Origin of the sequence: Escherichia sp. E3659 (assembly GCF_005781135.1) — a bacterium.
Taxonomy (GTDB): domain Bacteria; phylum Pseudomonadota; class Gammaproteobacteria; order Enterobacterales; family Enterobacteriaceae; genus Escherichia.
The window spans coordinates 142,700-162,187 of the sequence record NZ_VATQ01000027.1 but is presented as its reverse complement, the minus strand read 5'-3'; the positions used below and the strand labels follow the sequence as shown (position 1 = coordinate 162,187).

Annotated in this window: 18 protein-coding genes; 13 read left to right on the top strand and 5 right to left on the bottom strand. The window is 52.7% G+C overall.

The annotated features are described in order from the left end of the window. Nucleotides 1–101 precede the first annotated feature (101 nt). Together FEK47_RS18485 and nadS are read left to right on the top strand one after the other, a co-directional pair. Complete coding sequence (locus FEK47_RS18485) at nt 102–419, top strand: type II toxin-antitoxin system RelE/ParE family toxin (protein WP_130208985.1); 318 nt, start codon at nt 102–104, stop codon at nt 417–419. 58 nt (nt 420–477) lie between these two features. Continuing rightward, nucleotides 478–774: a NadS family protein gene (gene nadS, locus FEK47_RS18480; RefSeq protein WP_130208987.1), complete on the top strand. Its 297-nt coding sequence runs from the start codon at nt 478–480 to the stop codon at nt 772–774. A 30-nt stretch (nt 775–804) separates the two neighbouring features. Here the strand turns inward: nadS and envZ are convergent, their stop codons facing one another. Further along, nucleotides 805–2,157: a two-component system sensor histidine kinase EnvZ gene (gene envZ, locus FEK47_RS18475; RefSeq protein WP_130217662.1), complete on the bottom strand. Its 1,353-nt coding sequence runs from the start codon at nt 2,155–2,157 to the stop codon at nt 805–807. Then, complete coding sequence (ompR, locus tag FEK47_RS18470) at nt 2,154–2,873, bottom strand: two-component system response regulator OmpR (protein ID WP_001157751.1); 720 nt, start codon at nt 2,871–2,873, stop codon at nt 2,154–2,156. The genes envZ and ompR overlap by 4 nt, the downstream gene beginning before the upstream one ends. 227 nt (nt 2,874–3,100) lie before the next feature. Between ompR and greB the strand changes: the two genes are divergently transcribed. The 8 genes from greB to FEK47_RS18430 all read left to right on the top strand — a co-directional run bounded on the left by greB (nt 3,101) and on the right by FEK47_RS18430 (nt 11,036). Next, nucleotides 3,101–3,577 carry a transcription elongation factor GreB gene (gene greB, locus FEK47_RS18465; protein WP_000856744.1) on the top strand — a complete coding sequence of 159 codons (477 nt, stop codon included), beginning with the start codon at nt 3,101–3,103 and terminating at the stop codon, nt 3,575–3,577. Nucleotides 3,578–3,673: 96 nt separating this feature from the next. Further along, nucleotides 3,674–5,995: a Tex family protein gene (locus tag FEK47_RS18460; RefSeq protein ID WP_135487145.1), complete on the top strand. Its 2,322-nt coding sequence runs from the start codon at nt 3,674–3,676 to the stop codon at nt 5,993–5,995. Between the two features lie 455 nt (nt 5,996–6,450). Continuing rightward, nucleotides 6,451–6,678, top strand: a complete 228-nt coding sequence (feoA, locus tag FEK47_RS18455; RefSeq protein ID WP_001200455.1) for a ferrous iron transporter A — start codon at nt 6,451–6,453, stop codon at nt 6,676–6,678. A gap of 16 nt (nt 6,679–6,694) precedes the next feature. Continuing rightward, the gene (gene feoB, locus FEK47_RS18450) at nt 6,695–9,016 is read left to right on the top strand and encodes a Fe(2+) transporter permease subunit FeoB (protein WP_130217666.1); all 2,322 of its coding nucleotides are present in this window, start codon (nt 6,695–6,697) and stop codon (nt 9,014–9,016) included. Then, the gene (gene feoC, locus FEK47_RS18445; RefSeq protein WP_000157586.1) at nt 9,016–9,252 is read left to right on the top strand and encodes a [Fe-S]-dependent transcriptional repressor FeoC; all 237 of its coding nucleotides are present in this window, start codon (nt 9,016–9,018) and stop codon (nt 9,250–9,252) included. Before feoB ends, feoC begins: the two co-directional genes overlap by 1 nt. Before the next feature lie 202 nt (nt 9,253–9,454). Further along, nucleotides 9,455–10,333 carry a recombination-promoting nuclease RpnA gene (gene rpnA, locus FEK47_RS18440; RefSeq protein ID WP_135487144.1) on the top strand — a complete coding sequence of 293 codons (879 nt, stop codon included), beginning with the start codon at nt 9,455–9,457 and terminating at the stop codon, nt 10,331–10,333. A gap of 71 nt (nt 10,334–10,404) precedes the next feature. Continuing rightward, nucleotides 10,405–10,674 carry a hypothetical protein gene (locus FEK47_RS18435; protein WP_032218497.1) on the top strand — a complete coding sequence of 90 codons (270 nt, stop codon included), beginning with the start codon at nt 10,405–10,407 and terminating at the stop codon, nt 10,672–10,674. Then, nucleotides 10,668–11,036: a type II toxin-antitoxin system PemK/MazF family toxin gene (locus FEK47_RS18430; RefSeq protein ID WP_135487143.1), complete on the top strand. Its 369-nt coding sequence runs from the start codon at nt 10,668–10,670 to the stop codon at nt 11,034–11,036. Before FEK47_RS18435 ends, FEK47_RS18430 begins: the two co-directional genes overlap by 7 nt. Nucleotides 11,037–11,050: 14 nt before the next feature. Here FEK47_RS18430 and bioH read toward each other — a convergent pair whose 3' ends face one another. Continuing rightward, the gene (gene bioH, locus FEK47_RS18425; protein WP_135487142.1) at nt 11,051–11,821 is read right to left on the bottom strand and encodes a pimeloyl-ACP methyl ester esterase BioH; all 771 of its coding nucleotides are present in this window, start codon (nt 11,819–11,821) and stop codon (nt 11,051–11,053) included. 37 nt (nt 11,822–11,858) lie between these two features. Between bioH and gntX the strand changes: the two genes are divergently transcribed. The 3 genes from gntX (at nt 11,859) to gntT (ending at nt 14,843) form a co-directional block, all read left to right on the top strand. Continuing rightward, nucleotides 11,859–12,542, top strand: coding sequence for a DNA utilization protein GntX (gntX, locus tag FEK47_RS18420; RefSeq protein WP_135487141.1), 684 nt, complete (start codon nt 11,859–11,861; stop codon nt 12,540–12,542). A gap of 58 nt (nt 12,543–12,600) precedes the next feature. Further along, entirely contained in the window at nt 12,601–13,176 is a 576-nt protein-coding gene (gene nfuA / locus FEK47_RS18415; protein ID WP_000619389.1) for a Fe-S biogenesis protein NfuA, read from the top strand. A gap of 350 nt (nt 13,177–13,526) precedes the next feature. Continuing rightward, complete coding sequence (gene gntT, locus FEK47_RS18410) at nt 13,527–14,843, top strand: gluconate transporter (RefSeq protein ID WP_001131744.1); 1,317 nt, start codon at nt 13,527–13,529, stop codon at nt 14,841–14,843. 110 nt (nt 14,844–14,953) lie between these two features. On the opposite strand, the gene malQ is transcribed toward gntT, so the two are convergent. Both malQ and malP read right to left on the bottom strand, forming a co-directional pair. Continuing rightward, entirely contained in the window at nt 14,954–17,038 is a 2,085-nt protein-coding gene (gene malQ, locus FEK47_RS18405) for a 4-alpha-glucanotransferase (RefSeq protein ID WP_135487140.1), read from the bottom strand. 9 nt (nt 17,039–17,047) lie between these two features. After that, nucleotides 17,048–19,441 (bottom strand): maltodextrin phosphorylase, encoded by a 2,394-nt coding sequence (malP, locus tag FEK47_RS18400; protein WP_135487139.1) that lies wholly within the window; start codon nt 19,439–19,441, stop codon nt 17,048–17,050. Between the last annotated feature and the right edge of the window lie 47 nt (nt 19,442–19,488).

Below are 19,488 nucleotides of genomic sequence, written 5' to 3'. Positions count from 1 at the left end.
CTGACCCCTTATCCAAACGGATAAGGGGTTTTTTTATATCTAATTGGCTACCAATATGTACACGGTACACTTATAATTATCAATAGACCGCAGGATGCACTATGTTCACGTTTATTGAACTACAAGGATTTAGCAAACGCCGCCAGCTATTGTTGCCTGATGATGAGTTCCGGGCTTTTCAGGAACTACTCATTCAAGATCCATCTGCCGGTGACATTATCGCGGGCACAGGCAGTTTCAGAAAAATTCGCTGGAACCGTTCTGGAATGGGGAAACGGGGCGGCATTCGGATAATTTATTACAACGTGACACGCAATGGCCGAATTTATCTGGCATTGATTTATCCTAAAAATGAACAGGATGATTTAACAGAAGAACAAAGAAAGGCATTGAAACTATTGTCCGAAAAGCTGCTTTAATGTTGAAGCTCAACAAATCCCATCACGGCCGCAACGCCAACGGAGGCATTGGAAATAGATGAAAGACGAATTATTTGCTGATCTTCTTGCCAGCGCAGAAGAAATGGTACGCATCGAAAAGGGTGAAAAAACGCCTGAGCCAGAACACGTCCATACTTTTAGCGAAATCGATGTAAAAGCGATCCGTGAAGCAACTGGCTTACGTCAGCAAGATTTCGCTGTCGCCGTGGGGGTGAGTTACGACCTGGTAAAAAGCTGGGAAACCAAACGCCGTCAACCTACCGGAGCACCTCGAAAATTGCTCCTGCTTTTGCAAGCGAATCCTTTCATTATCAATCAATTGAAAACAATCTAAAAACGGGAGGCACCTTCGCCTCCCGTTTATTTACCCTTCTTTTGTCGTGCCCTGCGCCCGCGTTACCGGTAATGGCAGCCAGGCGCGAATGGAAAGCCCGCCCCGCTCGCTGGTGCCAAGCTCCAGCATCCCGTTATGGTTATCCACGATACGCTGCACAATCGCCAGGCCTAGTCCCGTGCCACTAATGGTGCGCGCACTGTCGCCGCGGACAAAAGGCTGGAACAGATGCTTACGCTGTTCAGGCTCGATACCCGGACCGTCGTCTTCCACCTGGAACCAGGCGCGATTCGGCTCCGTTCCGCTGCTGACTTTGATCCAACCATTGCCATAGCGGGCAGCGTTCACCACCATATTCGCCACCGCACGTTTGATTGACAGCGGATGCATTTTCACTTCTATGCAGCCAGGATAAAGCGCGGTATCAATTTCACGCTCATAGCCACTTTCCGCGGCAATCACCTCACCAAGCACCGCATTAAGATCCGCCAGTTCCATTGGCATCTCCTGACCAGTACGCAGGTAGTCGATAAACTGCTCAATGATGGCGTTGCACTCTTCGATATCTTTGTTGATCGATTCTGCCAGGTAGCCATCCTGCTCGCTCATCATCTCGGTCGCCAGGCGAATACGCGTCAGCGGCGTACGCAAGTCGTGGCTTACCCCCGCCATCAGCAAAGTTCGGTCATCCGCCAGTTGCTTAACACCAGCCGCCATATGGTTGAAGGCGCGGGTAACCGAACGCACCTCCGAAGCGCCATATTCACGCAGCGGCGGCGGAATAATCCCTTTACCGACCTGCAAAGCAGCATGTTCGAGATCGACCAACGGTCGGTTCTGAATACGAATAAACAGCCACGCCCCGCCAATCGCCATCAGCATAATCGCCAGCGTATAGCGGAACAGCGGGGAGAAATCGCCCTGATGAATTTCGGTCAGCGGCACGCGTACCCAGATATTGGGCGACAGCCAGGTTTTCAGCCAGACAACAGGCGAGCTTTTGTTAACCTCGACGCGGACTTCCGTCGGACCGCCCAGCTGCTGCGCCATCTGATGGCTTAAGAATTCATAGTGTTGCGCCCAACGCAGCCCGGCCTCTTCGGCAGCTTCGTTGGAGTAGAGAGAGATCCCCAGCTCACGGTAGATCTCCCGACGAAAAGCGGGAGGCACAACCAACTGCGTGCCGTCCTCCAGTTGCAGTTTGTCGGTCATCAACATACGCACTTCGTACGCGAGGACTTTATTAAACTGCTGGAGGCTCGGCAAAATCGCGAAGTTCAGCACCACCAGATAAGTCGTCACCAGGCTGACAAACAGCAAGGTGACGATGAGCAATAACGTGCGGGCAAATGAACTTCGTGGCGAGAAGCGCAATCGCCTCATGCTTTAGAACCGTCCGGCACGAAAACGTAGCCCAGACCCCAGACGGTCTGAATGTAACGCGGATGTGCCGGATCTTCTTCCACCATGCGGCGCAGACGAGAGATCTGCACGTCGATGGAACGTTCCATTGCGGAATATTCACGGCCACGGGCAAGGTTCATCAGCTTATCGCGGGAGAGCGGCTCACGCGGATGGCTGACCAGCGCCTTCAGGACCGCAAATTCACCGCTGGTCAGCGGCATCGGTTCATCTTCGCGGAACATTTCACGCGTCCCCAAGTTAAGTTTGAACTTACCGAAAGCAATCACAGCTTCTTCCTGTGACGGCGCGCCCGGCAGTTCATTCGCCTGACGACGCAGCACCGCACGGATGCGGGCCAGCAATTCACGCGGGTTAAACGGTTTTGGAATGTAATCGTCAGCACCAATTTCCAGGCCAACGATACGGTCAACTTCTTCCCCTTTCGCCGTTACCATAATGATCGGCATCGGGTTACTCTGGCTACGAAGACGTCGGCAAATCGACAAACCATCTTCACCAGGTAACATCAAATCCAGTACCATAAGATGGAAAGATTCACGAGTCAGCAGGCGATCCATCTGTTCTGCATTAGCGACGCTTCGAACCTGGAAGCCTTGTTCGGTGAGATAACGCTCCAGCAGCGCACGCAAGCGCATGTCGTCATCGACCACCAGAATCTTGTAGTTCTCTTGCATTGTTTGTACTCCCAAAGGTTCGCAACAATTTGTAAGCGTGTATTCTTAAAAAAGCTCACGTTCGTCACCAGCTAAATCTGGTATGAATTTCAGCCTAAATTGTTACAAAGCATATTAAACAGCGGCTTAAGTATACAATTTATTCAGCGAAACATTATTGATTCTGTTGATATGATCACGTTATACCCAATGTGCGCATTATCAAACAGACAAAGGGAATCAACGAGATGAAAACGCCCCTGGTTACCCGGGAAGGGTATGAAAAACTCAAACAAGAGCTAAATTATCTCTGGCGTGAAGAGCGCCCGGAAGTCACAAAGAAGGTGACCTGGGCCGCAAGTCTGGGCGACCGCAGCGAAAATGCTGACTATCAGTATAATAAAAAGCGCCTGCGTGAAATCGACCGTCGTGTGCGCTATCTCACTAAATGCATGGAAAATCTCAAAATCGTCGATTACTCGCCCCAGCAGGAAGGCAAAGTTTTCTTTGGCGCGTGGGTAGAGATTGAAAACGACGATGGCGTGACTCACCGTTTCCGTATCGTCGGCTATGATGAAATCTTTGGCCGTAAAGACTACATCTCTATCGATTCCCCGATGGCCCGCGCATTGCTGAAAAAAGAAGTCGGCGATCTGGCGGTGGTGAATACCCCTGCCGGGGAAGCGAGCTGGTATGTTAATGCTATCGAGTACGTGAAACCGTAAGGAAGAGTCTTAACCTCCTGCCGATGGCTGGCATTTTTGCCAGCCAGTCCGTATAACTATCCCCTGATTTTTGATCCGAAAAGATGAACTCAAACCATGATGAATGATTCGTTCTGCCGCATTATTGCGGGTGAAATTCAGGCGCGCCCGGAACAGGTTGACGCTGCCGTTCGCCTGCTTGACGAAGGGAATACCGTGCCGTTTATCGCACGTTATCGTAAGGAAATCACCGGCGGTCTGGATGACACGCAGCTGCGTAATCTGGAAACACGTCTGGGATATCTGCGCGAGCTGGAAGAGAGACGTCAGGCTATTCTCAAGTCCATTTCTGAGCAAGGTAAACTCACCGACGAGCTGGCGAATGCCATTAACGCTACCTTGAGCAAAACCGAACTCGAAGACCTCTACCTGCCTTACAAACCTAAACGTCGTACCCGCGGGCAAATCGCCATTGAAGCAGGTCTTGAGCCACTGGCTGACCTGCTGTGGAGCGATCCGTCACACACGCCAGAAGTCGCCGCTGCACAATATGTTGATGCCGATAAAGGCGTGGCAGATACCAAAGCCGCGCTGGACGGCGCGCGTTATATCCTGATGGAACGCTTTGCCGAAGATGCCGCGCTGCTGGCAAAAGTGCGTGATTATCTGTGGAAAAACGCGCATTTGGTTTCTACGGTGGTGAGCGGTAAAGAAGAGGAAGGGGCGAAATTCCGCGACTATTTCGATCATCACGAACCGCTGTCAACGGTGCCTTCGCACCGTGCGCTGGCGATGTTCCGTGGGCGTAACGAAGGCATACTCCAGCTTTCGCTGAATGCCGATCCGCAGTTCGACGAGCCGCCAAAAGAGAGCTATTGCGAGCAAATCATCATGGATCATCTCGGCCTGCGCCTGAACAATGCCCCGGCGGATAGCTGGCGCAAAGGCGTGGTGAGCTGGACGTGGCGCATCAAGGTGCTGATGCATCTGGAAACCGAACTGATGGGCACCGTGCGCGAACGTGCGGAAGATGAAGCAATCAACGTCTTTGCCCGTAACCTGCACGATCTGCTGATGACGGCCCCTGCCGGGCTGCGCGCGACGATGGGCCTCGATCCGGGTCTGCGTACCGGGGTAAAAGTAGCGGTGGTCGACGCAACGGGCAAACTGGTGGCAACCGATACCATTTATCCGCACACCGGACAGGCCGCAAAGGCGGCGATGGCCGTTGCCGCCCTATGTGAAAAACATAATGTTGAACTGGTGGCGATCGGCAACGGTACAGCTTCCCGCGAAACTGAGCGTTTCTATCTCGACGTGCAGAAGCAGTTCCCGAAAGTGACCGCGCAGAAAGTGATCGTCAGCGAAGCAGGCGCGTCGGTTTACTCGGCTTCCGAGCTGGCAGCACAGGAGTTCCCGGATCTCGACGTTTCGCTGCGTGGCGCGGTGTCTATCGCCCGTCGTTTGCAGGATCCGCTGGCGGAGCTGGTGAAAATTGATCCGAAATCTATCGGCGTGGGTCAGTATCAGCATGACGTCAGCCAGACGCAGCTGGCCCGCAAACTGGACGCAGTGGTGGAAGACTGCGTAAACGCCGTTGGCGTCGATCTCAACACTGCTTCCGTTCCGCTGTTAACTCGCGTGGCGGGCCTGACGCGCATGATGGCGCAAAACATCGTGGCCTGGCGCGATGAGAACGGCCAGTTCCAGAATCGTCAGCAACTGTTAAAAGTGAGCCGTCTGGGGCCGAAAGCCTTCGAGCAGTGTGCGGGCTTCTTGCGCATTAACCACGGCGATAACCCGCTGGACGCGTCTACCGTTCACCCGGAAGCCTATCCGGTGGTGGAACGCATTCTGGCAGCAACGCAGCAGGCGCTGAAAGATCTGATGGGTAACAGCAGCGAACTGCGTAACCTGAAAGCGTCTGATTTTACCGATGAGAAATTCGGTGTGCCGACGGTAACCGACATCATCAAAGAGCTGGAAAAACCGGGTCGCGATCCGCGTCCGGAATTTAAAACCGCTCAGTTTGCCGATGGCGTCGAGACAATGAACGACCTGCAACCGGGTATGATCCTCGAAGGCGCGGTGACCAACGTCACCAACTTTGGTGCTTTTGTTGATATCGGCGTACATCAGGACGGCCTGGTTCACATCTCTTCTTTGTCGAACAAGTTTGTGGAAGATCCGCATACCGTGGTGAAAGCAGGCGACATTGTGAAGGTGAAAGTGCTGGAAGTGGATCTTCAGCGTAAACGTATCGCCCTGACCATGCGTCTGGACGAGCAGCCTGGCGAAACCAACGCTCGTCGCGGCGGCGGTAACGATCGCCCGCAAAACAACCGCCCGGCAGCCAAACCGCGTGGGCGTGAAGCGCAGCCTGCCGGTAATAGCGCGATGATGGATGCGCTGGCGGCAGCAATGGGTAAAAAGCGTTAAACACCCTAATTGGCCTACGGTTCAAATTTGCACGAAATCGTAGGCCAGATAAGGCGTTCACGCCGCATCTGGCAACGAACGCCTTGCCTGACATAAATATGCCGGAGATATTCTCCGGCATTGTTATTCCACAGCCAATCCCACAATACATCCCCTAATATTTATCACCTCATTAACAACCAAAACCTTAATTAAACATTAACCCGCCCTAATAATTCGTCATTCGAATTATATTTTGGCTGCGATATAACCTTGAGCCACATCAACATTGAGTGAGATTATTATCTAAACCAACATTCGCACACATTTTAAGTATTGCTGATAGAAACCATTCTCATTATCATTGTACTGTTGATTATTTAATCTCTCCTTCGTTGGCAAATCATCTGGTCTCATGTCGCTGTCAAACGCCCCATGAGGTAGTTATCCAGTTAATGAGAAACAAGTAGGCACCTATGCAATACACTCCAGATACTGCGTGGAAAATCACTGGCTTTTCCCGTGAAATCAGCCCGGCATATCGCCAAAAACTGCTTTCTCTTGGCATGTTACCTGGCTCCTCTTTTAATGTGGTGCGCGTCGCTCCACTCGGCGACCCCATTCATATCGAAACCCGTCGTGTAAGCCTGGTATTACGCAAAAAAGATCTGGCCTTATTAGAAGTGGAAGCGGTTTCCTGTTAATACGGTGATAACAACAATGAAAAAATTAACCATTGGCTTAATTGGTAATCCAAATTCTGGCAAGACAACCTTATTTAACCAGCTCACTGGCGCACGTCAGCGTGTAGGTAACTGGGCTGGCGTTACCGTCGAACGTAAAGAGGGTCAGTTTTCCACCACCGATCATCAGGTCACGCTGGTGGATCTGCCCGGTACTTATTCTCTGACTACTATTTCATCGCAGACGTCGTTGGACGAGCAAATCGCCTGCCACTACATTTTGAGTGGCGACGCCGATCTGCTGATTAACGTGGTAGATGCGTCTAACCTTGAGCGTAACCTGTACCTGACGCTACAGCTGCTGGAACTCGGCATTCCCTGCATCGTGGCGCTGAACATGCTCGACATTGCCGAGAAACAAAATATTCGCATCGAAATTGATGCGCTGTCGGCGCGTCTTGGCTGCCCGGTAGTTCCACTGGTTTCCACGCGTGGTCGCGGTATCGAAGCTCTGAAACTGGCGATTGACCGCTACAAAGCCAACGACAATGTAGAACTGGTGCATTACGCCCAGCCGCTAATCAATGAAGCCGACTCGCTGGCGAAAGTGATGCCGTCCGACATCCCGCTGAAACAACGTCGCTGGCTGGGCCTGCAAATGCTGGAAGGCGATATTTACAGCCGCGCCTACGCCGGTGAAGCGTCGCAGCATCTGGATGCCGCCCTTGCCCGTCTGCGTAATGAGATGGACGATCCGGCACTGCATATTGCCGATGCGCGTTACCAGTGTATTGCTGCTATCTGCGATGTGGTAAGCAACACGCTGACGGCAGAACCCAGCCGTTTCACCACTGCGGTAGATAAAATCGTGCTCAACCGTTTCCTCGGTCTGCCAATTTTCCTCTTTGTGATGTACCTGATGTTCCTGCTGGCTATCAACATCGGCGGGGCGTTACAGCCGCTGTTTGACGTCGGCTCCGTGGCGCTATTTGTGCATGGTATTCAATGGATTGGCTACACGCTCCACTTCCCGGACTGGCTGACTATCTTCCTCGCCCAGGGTCTGGGCGGCGGTATTAACACCGTGCTGCCACTGGTGCCGCAGATCGGCATGATGTACCTGTTCCTCTCCTTCCTCGAGGACTCCGGTTATATGGCGCGTGCGGCGTTTGTGATGGACCGTCTGATGCAGGCGCTGGGCTTGCCGGGGAAATCCTTTGTACCGCTGATCGTTGGTTTCGGTTGTAACGTACCGTCGGTAATGGGCGCGCGAACTCTTGATGCTCCGCGTGAACGCCTGATGACCATTATGATGGCACCGTTTATGTCCTGCGGCGCACGTCTGGCTATCTTCGCAGTATTTGCGGCTGCCTTCTTCGGGCAGAACGGCGCGCTGGCGGTCTTCTCGCTGTATATGCTGGGTATCGTGATGGCGGTGCTGACTGGCCTGATGCTCAAGTACACCATCATGCGCGGTGAAGCGACGCCGTTCGTCATGGAGCTGCCGGTCTATCACGTACCACACGTTAAGAGTCTGATTATCCAGACCTGGCAGCGTCTGAAAGGCTTCGTGATGCGCGCAGGTAAAGTGATCATCATCGTCAGCATTTTCCTGAGCGCCTTCAACAGCTTCTCGTTGAGCGGGAAAATCGTCGATAACATCAACGACTCGGCGCTGGCTTCCGTCAGCCGTGTGATCACTCCGGTCTTCAAGCCGATTGGCGTACATGAAGATAACTGGCAGGCAACGGTTGGCCTGTTCACGGGCGCAATGGCGAAAGAAGTGGTGGTGGGTACGCTCAACACCCTCTACACCGCAGAAAATATTCAGGACGAAGAGTTCAATCCGGCAGAATTTAACCTCGGTGAAGAGCTGTTCAGCGCGGTAGATGAAACCTGGCAGAGCCTGAAAGACACCTTCAGCCTTAGCGTACTGATGAACCCGATTGAAGCAAGCAAAGGCGACGGCGAAATGGGTACCGGAGCGATGGGCGTGATGGATCAGAAATTCGGTAGCGCAGCTGCCGCATACAGCTACCTGATTTTCGTCCTGCTGTATGTACCGTGCATCTCGGTGATGGGAGCCATCGCGCGTGAATCAAGCCGTGGATGGATGGGCTTCTCCATCCTGTGGGGGCTGAATATCGCTTACTCGCTGGCAACATTGTTCTATCAAGTCGCCAGCTACAGCCAGCATCCAACCTACAGTCTGGTATGCATTCTGGCGGTTATCCTGTTTAACATCGTGGTTATCGGTTTGCTGCGCCGCGCGCGTAGCCGGGTGGATATCGAACTGCTGGCAACGCGCAAATCGGTAAGCAGTTGCTGCGCAGCCAGCACCACCGGTGATTGCCATTAATGGCTTCACTTATTCAGGTACGCGATTTGCTGGCATTACGGGGCCGTATGGAAGCGGCCCAGATAAGCCAGACATTGAACACTCCGCAGCCAATGATTAACGCCATGCTGCAACAGCTGGAAAGTATGGGCAAAGCCGTGCGGATTCAGGAAGAACCTGACGGCTGCCTCTCTGGCAGTTGTAAAAGCTGCCCGGAAGGAAAAGCCTGTCTGCGCGAGTGGTGGGCGCTGCGTTAACCATACTCCATCGCCTGTTTTGAAAAGCCCGGTATGCATTTGCATCCGGGCTTTTTTGCGTGCGGCTTTCCATAAAAATGCAATTCTTGCAGCACGACGGAAGTTCCTCTGAAAGTGTCTCGCAAGGATGAAAACTGGCTAATGCACAGGTGTGGAGTGGCGCGTAGAGTCGCGGCATTCAAACAACAGGTGAAGGAACGCCATGAGCAAAAAGCAGAGTTCCACCCCACACGATGCACTGTTCAAACTCTTTTTACGCCAACCGGACACGGCACGCGATTTTCTTGCGTTCCATTTACCGGCCCCCATTCACGCGCTCTGTGATATGAAAACCCTCAAGCTGGAGTCGAGCAGTTTTATTGATGACGATCTGCGTGAAAGCTACTCCGACGTGCTGTGGTCGGTGAAAACCGAGCAAGGACCAGGATACATCTATTGCCTGATTGAACATCAAAGTACCTCAAACAAACTGATCGCATTTCGCATGATGCGCTACGCCATTGCCGCAATGCAAAACCACCTTGATGCCGGATACAAAACGTTGCCGATGGTGGTGCCGTTGTTGTTTTACCACGGCATTGAAAGCCCCTATCCCTATTCGCTATGTTGGCTGGATTGTTTCGCCGATCCCAACCTGGCAAGGCAGCTCTACGCCTCTGCATTTCCGCTGATTGATGTCACCGTCATGCCTGATGATGAAATCATGCAGCACCGACGCATGGCGCTGCTGGAGTTAATTCAAAAACATATTCGTCAACGCGACCTGATGGGGCTGGTAGAGCAAATGGCCTGCTTATTAAGTAGTGGATACGCTAATGACAGACAAATCAAAGGGCTGTTTAATTACATATTGCAAACCGGCGATGCGGTGCGTTTTAACGATTTTATCGACGGTGTTGCCGAACGTTCACCGAAACACAAGGAGAGTTTAATGACTATTGCGGAAAGATTGCGGCAGGAAGGGGAACAATCCAAAGCCCTGCATATAGCCAAAATAATGCTTGAATCCGGTGTCCCTCTTGCGGACATCATACGATTTACCGGGCTGTCAGAAGAAGAGTTGGCTGCGGCGAGTCAGTAGACACTATCCCCTGCTTAAGTGCTACTTTGTGCTATCTTACGTGTAACACAAAGTAGCACTTAGGAACTGATATGCAGACAGTGAAATTACGGCAACAAGGAGGAGCCATGATCGTTACTATCCCACGAGATCTTGCCACCGATCTTGGCTGGTCACCGGGCACAGAGCTTACCGTGGAGAAAAAAGGCGATAGCGTTAATTTGCGCGCAACAGAGCACAAACCACGTGGGCGTCTTACCGTCGCGCAGTTGTTGAGCCAGATCGATGAAAGCGAAATTACGGAGCTAAATCAGTCCACAGAAGGATGGGCTGAAGGGAAAAAAGGTAATGAAGCATGGTAAAGGCACGGACGCCACATCGTGGTGAGATCTGGTATTTTAACCCTGATCCGGTTGCCGGGCATGAACTTCGGGGGCCACATTATTGCATTGTGGTAACAGACAAAGAACTCAACAATGTTTTAAAAGTTGCTATGTGCTGTCCGATTTCAACAGAGGCAAATGCAGCACGTTCCACAGGGGTGACGGTGAACGTCCTCCCCCATGATACGCAAACCGGTAACCTGCATGGCGTTGTGCTTTGTCACCAGCTGAAAGCCGTCGATCTTATTGCCCGTGGCGCTAAATTTCATACTGTTGCCGATGAAGCATTGATTAGTGAGGTGATCGGTAAACTGGTGAATATAATCGACCCACAACAGTAACCCTCACTTCCTGCCTACACCCTCTGCTTCAATGCCACCAGCAGGTGACAAAACTCATCCGGATGCGAAATAAACGGCGCATGGGCCGCTTTGGCGAAAATGTACGACTCGCTGTGCGGCCAGGCTTCATCCAGCATCGGCACCACTTTGCGCGGCACCAGACCGTCGAGATAGCCATACAATCGCAAAAACGGCATAGGTACGTTTTGCAACAGCTGACGGAGATCGACCGTTTTCAGAATTTCCAGCCCACCATTAAGCACGTCAACCTCCGGCATCGGTAACGCCAGAACGGTTTTCTTCAGCGCTCGCGCATCCTGGCGTGCCGTTTCTGTACCCATGGTTTGTAACGCAAGGAACCGTTCTACTGTGCGCTGAAAATCTTCACTCAGTTGCTGCTGGAAACCTGCCAGCACGTCCGGTTTTATCCCAGGCCAGCCGTCACGAGCACTGAAACACGGTGACGATGCCACGGTAACCAACGCCTGAACACGCTCGGGATGGGTTAACGTAATCTGGCTTGCCACCAGCCCGCCGAGACTCCAGCCCAGCCAGATGGCCTTATCTGGTGCCTGTCGCAGCACGACTTCTGCCATCTCAGCAAGCGACATCGCACCAAATCCCCGGCTACGCCCGAAGCCGGGCAGGTCAACAAGGTGCAGCGTAAAATGCGAGCTAAGTTCCTCGTCAATGCAACGCCACACTTCGGCATTCAGTCCCCATCCGTGCAGCAGCACAAGATGAACATTCCCCTGACCTTTGGTCTGCCACCAGATGTTATTCATCCGCTATTGTTCTCTTTTGACTTACAAGGATGAACATATGCTAACAGTACCGGGATTATGCTGGCTATGCCGAATGCCGCTGGCGTTAGGTCATTGGGGGATTTGTTCGGTCTGTTCACGCGCCGCCCGTACAGATAAAACGTTATGCCCACAATGTGGATTACCTGCCACACACTCACATCTTCCTTGCGGCCGCTGCCTGCAAAAACCGCCGCCCTGGCAAAGACTGGTCACGGTCGCCAACTATGCGCCGCCATTAAGTCCGCTCATCCACCAGCTTAAGTTTTCCCGGCGCAGCGAAATCGCCAGCGCCCTGGCACGTCTGTTACTATTGGAAGTCTTACACGCCCGTCGGACTACCGGATTACAACTGCCGGATCGCATCATCAGCGTTCCGTTATGGCAGCGGCGTCACTGGCGTCGGGGATTTAATCAGAGCGATTTGCTGTGTCAGCCGTTATCACGCTGGTTGCACTGCCAGTGGGATAGCGAAGCCGTCGTACGAACACGGGCCACCGCTATCCAGCATTTTCTCAGTGCCCGGCTGCGCAAGCTCAACCTGAAAAATGCTTTTCGCCTTGAATTGCCTGTGCAAGGTCGCCATATGGTGATTGTGGATGATGTCGTTACCACCGGAAGTACCGTCGCAGAGATTGCGCAGCTGCTTTTACGCAATGGTGCGGCGACAGTCCAGGTCTGGTGCCTTTGTCGAACCTTGTAGAGCCTCGATGATGGGCGTATTATAACCAACTAAAATAGTCAACTATTAGGCCATTACTATGATCCGTATTTCCGATGCTGCACAAGCGCACTTTGCCAAACTGCTGGCAAACCAGGAAGAAGGGACACAAATCCGCGTATTTGTGATTAACCCTGGCACGCCTAACGCTGAATGTGGCGTTTCTTATTGTCCGCCGGACGCTGTGGAAGCCACCGACACCGCCCTGAAATTTGACCTGCTGACTGCGTATGTTGATGAGTTAAGCGCGCCATACCTGGAAGATGCAGAGATCGACTTTGTTACCGACCAGTTGGGTTCCCAGTTAACACTGAAAGCCCCGAACGCCAAAATGCGTAAAGTGGCTGACGATGCGCCGCTGATGGAGCGTGTGGAGTATATGCTGCAATCGCAGATCAACCCGCAACTTGCCGGTCACGGTGGTCGCGTTTCGCTGATGGAAATCACCGAAGACGGTTACGCCATTCTGCAATTCGGCGGCGGCTGTAACGGTTGTTCTATGGTCGATGTGACGCTGAAAGAAGGGATCGAGAAGCAGCTGCTGAACGAATTCCCGGAGCTGAAAGGTGTACGCGATCTCACCGAACACCAGCGCGGCGAGCACTCTTACTACTAAGTTATCCCCTCTTTTGTAGATAGCCCGATGCGACGCTAAAGCGCCTTATCGGGCCGTCTGCCAGGCATTGGCTCTACATTGGCTCGGCAAATCCATCCCTTCGTTTCCCCGCGATAATATGACCAACCTCTCATAATTTAAATTTACCCCGCTCTGGTGATTCTCAAGCACACAATGTTACCCGTATCATTTGCATGGGCACCAAACACACTCATAACATCTGACTACACTAATTAGTTTTAGAAGTCGTCAGCCATGGTGCTGTTATATCTCTGTTCCCAGTTGGGACGATCAGAATTTATCGTCAGAAGCCTGACGTTACCCATAACAAATGAAAGGCCAGGTAAATCATGCCATTAGTCATTGTTGCTATCGGTGTAATCTTGTTATTACTCCTGATGATCCGCTTCAAAATGAACGGTTTCATCGCTCTCGTCCTGGTGGCGCTTGCTGTTGGATTAATGCAAGGTATGCCACTGGATAAAGTTATTGGCTCTATCAAAGCCGGTGTCGGCGGTACGCTCGGCAGCCTTGCCCTGATCATGGGTTTTGGCGCGATGCTGGGCAAAATGCTGGCAGACTGCGGTGGTGCACAACGTATCGCCACCACGCTGATTGCCAAATTTGGTAAAAAGCACATCCAGTGGGCAGTGGTACTGACCGGTTTCACCGTTGGTTTTGCCCTGTTCTATGAAGTGGGTTTCGTACTGATGCTGCCTCTGGTGTTCACTATCGCTGCAGCGGCGAATATTCCACTGTTGTACGTTGGTGTACCGATGGCTGCTGCGCTGTCTGTTACTCACGGTTTCCTGCCGCCGCATCCGGGTCCGACTGCGATTGCCACCATCTTCCAGGCCGACATGGGTAAAACCCTGCTGTACGGCACCATTCTGGCAATCCCGACCGTTATTCTTGCTGGTCCGGTTTACGCTCGCGTGCTGAAAGGTATCGATAAGCCAATCCCGGAAGGTCTGTACAGCGCGAAAACCTTCAGTGAAGAAGAGATGCCGAGCTTTGGCGTCAGCGTCTGGACTTCTCTGGTGCCAGTTGTGCTGATGGCGATGCGTGCGATTGCCGAAATGATCTTGCCGAAAGGTCACGCTTTCCTGCCGGTGGCGGAGTTCCTCGGTGACCCGGTAATGGCAACGCTGATTGCTGTGCTGATTGCGATGTTCACCTTTGGTCTGAACCGTGGCCGTTCAATGGATCAGATTAACGACACGCTGGTTTCTTCCATCAAAATCATCGCGATGATGCTGTTGATCATCGGCGGTGGCGGTGCGTTCAAGCAGGTGCTGGTAGACAGCGGCGTGGACAAATACATTGCTTCCATGATGCACGAAACCAACATTTCTCCGCTGCTGATGGCATGGTCGATTGCTGCCGTACTGCGTATCGCGCTGGGTTCCGCAACCGTTGCGGCAATCACTGCGGGTGGTATCGCGGCACCGCTGATTGCAACGACAGGCGTTAGCCCAGAGCTGATGGTTATTGCGGTTGGTTCTGGTAGTGTGATTTTCTCTCACGTGAACGATCCGGGCTTCTGGCTGTTCAAAGAGTACTTTAACCTGACTATCGGCGAGACCATCAAATCCTGGTCGATGCTGGAAACCATTATCTCGGTGTGCGGTCTGGTAGGCTGTCTGCTGCTGAATATGGTGATTTGATAATACTGATGGCCGGATGCGGCGTGAACGCCTTATCCGGCCTACGATTCGGCATTAATTAGTAGGCCGGATAAGACGCGTCAAGCGTCGCATCCGGCATCAACCGCACTCTACTTCTTCTTCGCTACCGCCCTGCGCCGCTTGTCCAGATCCTTAATCAACTTGTTCACCCCATCATCGGCAAACATCGTCTCAAGCGTTGCGGAAAGCTTGCGTCGCCAGTTTTTGTACTGGTAGCTGGTTCCAGGAATATTTACCGGTTCCGCCATATCCAGCCAGTCTTCCGGCTGTAGCCCTAACATGGCGCTGTTGCTGTCGGCAATGTAGCGTTGCAAACCACGATTAAGCGTCGGCGTCATCGCCATCAGCGACGCCTTATGCCCGGCGCGTTTAGGCAGACAACCGTATTTATGCAGTGCATCCAGCAGCCCCTGCTTCGCCAGTTCGCGATCCTGATACAGACCGCGCAGCACCTCTTCATCCGGATACAGCCCCAGCGTTTTGCCCAGCGTTAAATCACCGCTCTCCCAGTAACCGCGAAGCGTTGGCAGGTCGTGTGTCGCCGCAACTGCCATCGACTGCTCCGGGTACGCTTTCGGCGCGCGGAATGTCTTCTCGTGGTCGCTTTCGAAATAGAGCACTTTATAGGAGTAAACACCGCTACTGCGCAGTTTACCGACAATCTCTACTGGTACAGTGCCGAGATCTTCGCCAATCACCATGCAGCGATGGCGCTGACTTTCAAGTGCCAGAATCGAGAGCAGATCATCCACCGGATAGTGAACATATGCCCCCTGATCCGCCGTCTCGCCATACGGTATCCACCACAAACGCAGCATCGACATCACATGGTCAATTCGTAATGCGCCGCAGTTTTGCATATTGGCGCGCAGCAGTTCGATAAAAGGTTCATAGGCGCGCGCGGTGATGATATGCGGGTCCATCGGCGGCAATCCCCAGTTCTGCCCCAGCGGGCCGAGGATATCCGGCGGCGCGCCAACCGACGCTTTCAGGCAATACAGTTCACGGTCGCACCAGGTTTCTGCCCCACCTTCTGCTACACCAACCGCCAGGTCACGATACAAGCCAATCGGCATTTCATAGCCCTGGCTTATCTCCCAGCAGGCGGCAAACTGGCTGTAAGCCAGCCACTGCAACCAGAGATAAAAATCGACGTCATCGCGATGTTCTTCGCAGAACTGACGCACTTCTGGCGAATCCACGTTCTGATACATCTCGGGCCATGCTGGCCAGCCCCAGCGCATTTCGTCTTCTTTCACTTGCTGGGCATGTAGCGCATCAAAGGCTGCCTGCCAAAACAGGCTGTCGCCTTGCTCTGCAACAAACTGGCGAAACGCGGTCATCTGCTCATCATCACGTTGCGCGAAACCTTTCCACGCCATGCGCAATGCTGTCATTTTTAAGGCGGTAACCGTGGAGTAATCGACCCAGTCGGCATCCCGCGCCTGTTGCAGCGTCTGCTGCGTCGTCGGCATCTGCCACCAGGTTTGCGCCTCTTCGCTAAGCTGAAAATCTTCAACGGCGTTGACGTCGATATAAATCACGTTCAGCCAGCGGCGAGAAGACGGGCTATATGGGCTGGCGCTTTCCGGGTTTGCCGGATAGAGCGCATGAATCGGATTCAGGCCGATAAACGCTCCACCACGTTTCGCCACATCCACCAGCATCGCTTTGAGATCGCCAAAATCCCCAATACCCCAGTTTTTTTCCGAGCGCAGCGTATAAAGCTGAACGCAGGCGCCCCACAACTTTTGCTTGTTGAGCAATGCCTGCGGTTCGTAGCAGCGTTTCGGGGCGACAATCACCCGACAATGAGCACGCTGTTCATCCTGGGTAAGCGTCAGCGTGTGATAACCTTCCGGCAGCTTAGTCGGTAGATTGAACGCGTTACCACCGCTCACGTGGCCTTTGTACTGCGTACCTTCTTCGGTTGTCAGCAACCAGCTAAATTCGCCGCTGCCCTCTACCGCCATTGGCATTTTTTTCCCGGCGGTATACACCATGACATTTGGCACTGGTGTTACCGCCACTTTCGTGGCGGTACTTTGATGCATCGCATCAAGCAAACGCCGTTTGGTTTCGGCGCTAATCGACTGCGGTTTTCCGTGGGCATTGATGTAATTGGGGCTGATCCCCGCCGCCAACGCGGCTTTATCCAGACGTTTGCTTTCCATCGCGCTTCCTTAGCGTTTTGCCTGCCAGATACGAGCCTGATAATCACGGATTGAGCGATCCGAGCTGAACATACCGCAGCGGGCGGTATTGAGGATCGCCGCACGAGTCCAGGCCTCCTGGTCGCGGTACAGCACATCCACGCGTTTTTGCGCTTCAACATAAGCCGCAAAGTCCGCCATTACCAGATACGGATCGCCGCCCTGCTTACCGAGGCTATGCAGCATCTGGTCAAACGCGTGTTTATCGCCATCGCTATATTTGCCGCTTTCCAGCTCCTTCAATACCGCATCAAGGACCTTATCTTTCTTCCGCCATTTCACCGGGTCATAGCCCTTCGCTTTCAGCGCCTTAACCTGCTCGACAGTATGACCAAAGATAAAGATATTCTCTTCACCGACTTTCTCGGCGATCTCCACGTTTGCGCCATCCAGCGTGCCGACAGTGAGCGCACCGTTAAGCGCCAGTTTCATATTGCCAGTACCAGAAGCTTCTTTACCTGCGGTGGAGATCTGCTCGGAGATATCCGCCGCCGGGATCAGCATTTCCGCAGCAGATACACAATAATCTGGCAGGAACACAACCTTCAGCTTGTCGCCCACCTGCGGATCGTTGTTGATCACGTCAGCCACTTTGTTGATCGCAAAGATAATATTCTTCGCCAGGTAGTAGCCCGGTGCCGCTTTCGCGCCGAAGAGGAAGACGCGCGGTACGCGATCAGCCTGCGGGTTTTCACGAATTTCTTTGTACAACGCCAGAATATGCAGCAGATTCAGGTGCTGGCGTTTGTACTCGTGCAGGCGTTTGATCTGAATATCGAAAATCGCCTGAGGATTGATTTCAATACCGGTACGAACTTTCACAAACTCCGCCAGACGAACTTTATTCGCCTGTTTGATCTCGCGATATTGCTGACGGAATTTCGCGTCATCAGCGAATTTTTCCAGATTAATCAGTTGATCGAGATCGTTAGCCCACTCTTTTTTCAGTGATTTATCCAACAGATCCGCCAGTGCCGGGTTGCACTGTTTGATCCAACGACGTGGAGTAATACCGTTGGTGACGTTATGGAATTTGTTCGGCCATAGCTGGTGATATTCCGGGAACAGATCTTTCACCACCAGATCCGAGTGCAACGCCGCCACACCGTTCACCGCAAAGCCGCTTACCACGCACATATTGGCCATGCGAACTTGTTTGTCATGCACCACCGCCAGCTTCGCCCATACCGCTTTATCGCCCGGCCAGGTTTTTTCCACCAGCTTCTTAAAGCGGTTGTTGATTTCGTTGATTAGCTGCATATGGCGTGGCAGCAGGGCTTTTACCAGTTTCTCATCCCAGCACTCAAGTGCTTCTGGCATTAGGGTATGGTTGGTATAAGCAAAGGTATTGCTGGTGATTGCCCATGCGTCATCCCAACTCATCTGGTGCTCATCGATTAACACACGAAGCAGCTCTGGAATAGCGATAGTCGGGTGGGTATCGTTCAGTTGAATGGCTTCGTAATCTGCCAGCTCGTGCAGTTTACGCCCCGCCAGATGGTGACGACGCAGAATGTCGGCAACCGAACAAGCACACTGGAAATATTGCTGCATCAGACGCAGTTTTTTACCGGCAGTATGATTGTCGTTTGGATAGAGCACTTTAGTCAGTTTTTCAGCGTCAATGCCCTGTTGTTCAGCACGCAGGAAATCGCCGTCGTTGAATTTGGTGAGGTTAAACGGATGCGCATGTGTCGCTTGCCATAAACGCAGCGGCTGCGCCACACCATTTCGGTAGCCCAACACAGGTAAATCCCACGCCTGGCCGGTAATGGTAAATGCGGGCTCCCAACGTCCGTCTTTCGTGACCTTGCCACCAATCCCAACCTGCACGTCAAGCGCTTCATTATGGCTGAACCACGGATAGTTACCGCGATGCCAGTCATCTGGCGCTTCCATTTGTTGACCGTCAACAAATGACTGACGGAACAGACCATATTGATAGTTCAGACCATAGCCTGTTGCGGACTGTCCGACGGTCGCCATTGAGTCGAGGAAACATGCCGCCAGACGGCCCAGACCGCCGTTGCCCAGCGCCGGGTCAGTCTCTTCTTCCAGCAAATCTGTCAGGTTGATGTCATAAGACTTCAGCGAATCCTGAACAGCCTGATACCAACCGAGATTTAACAGGTTGTTACCCGTCAGACGACCAATCAAAAACTCCATTGAGATGTAGTTGACATGGCGCTGATTCGCCGTCGATTTGGCAAAAGGCTGGGCGCGCAGCATTTCCGCCAACGCTTCACTCACTGCCTGCCACCACTGGCGAGGAGTCATCTCAGCTGCAGAAGTTAAACCATAACGCTGCCATTGACGTGACAGGGCTTCCTGAAATTGCTTTTCATTAAAAATGGGTTGTGACATAGGAGTTCCAGTTTTCTTAGACATTAAACACAACGTTATCGTTAGTT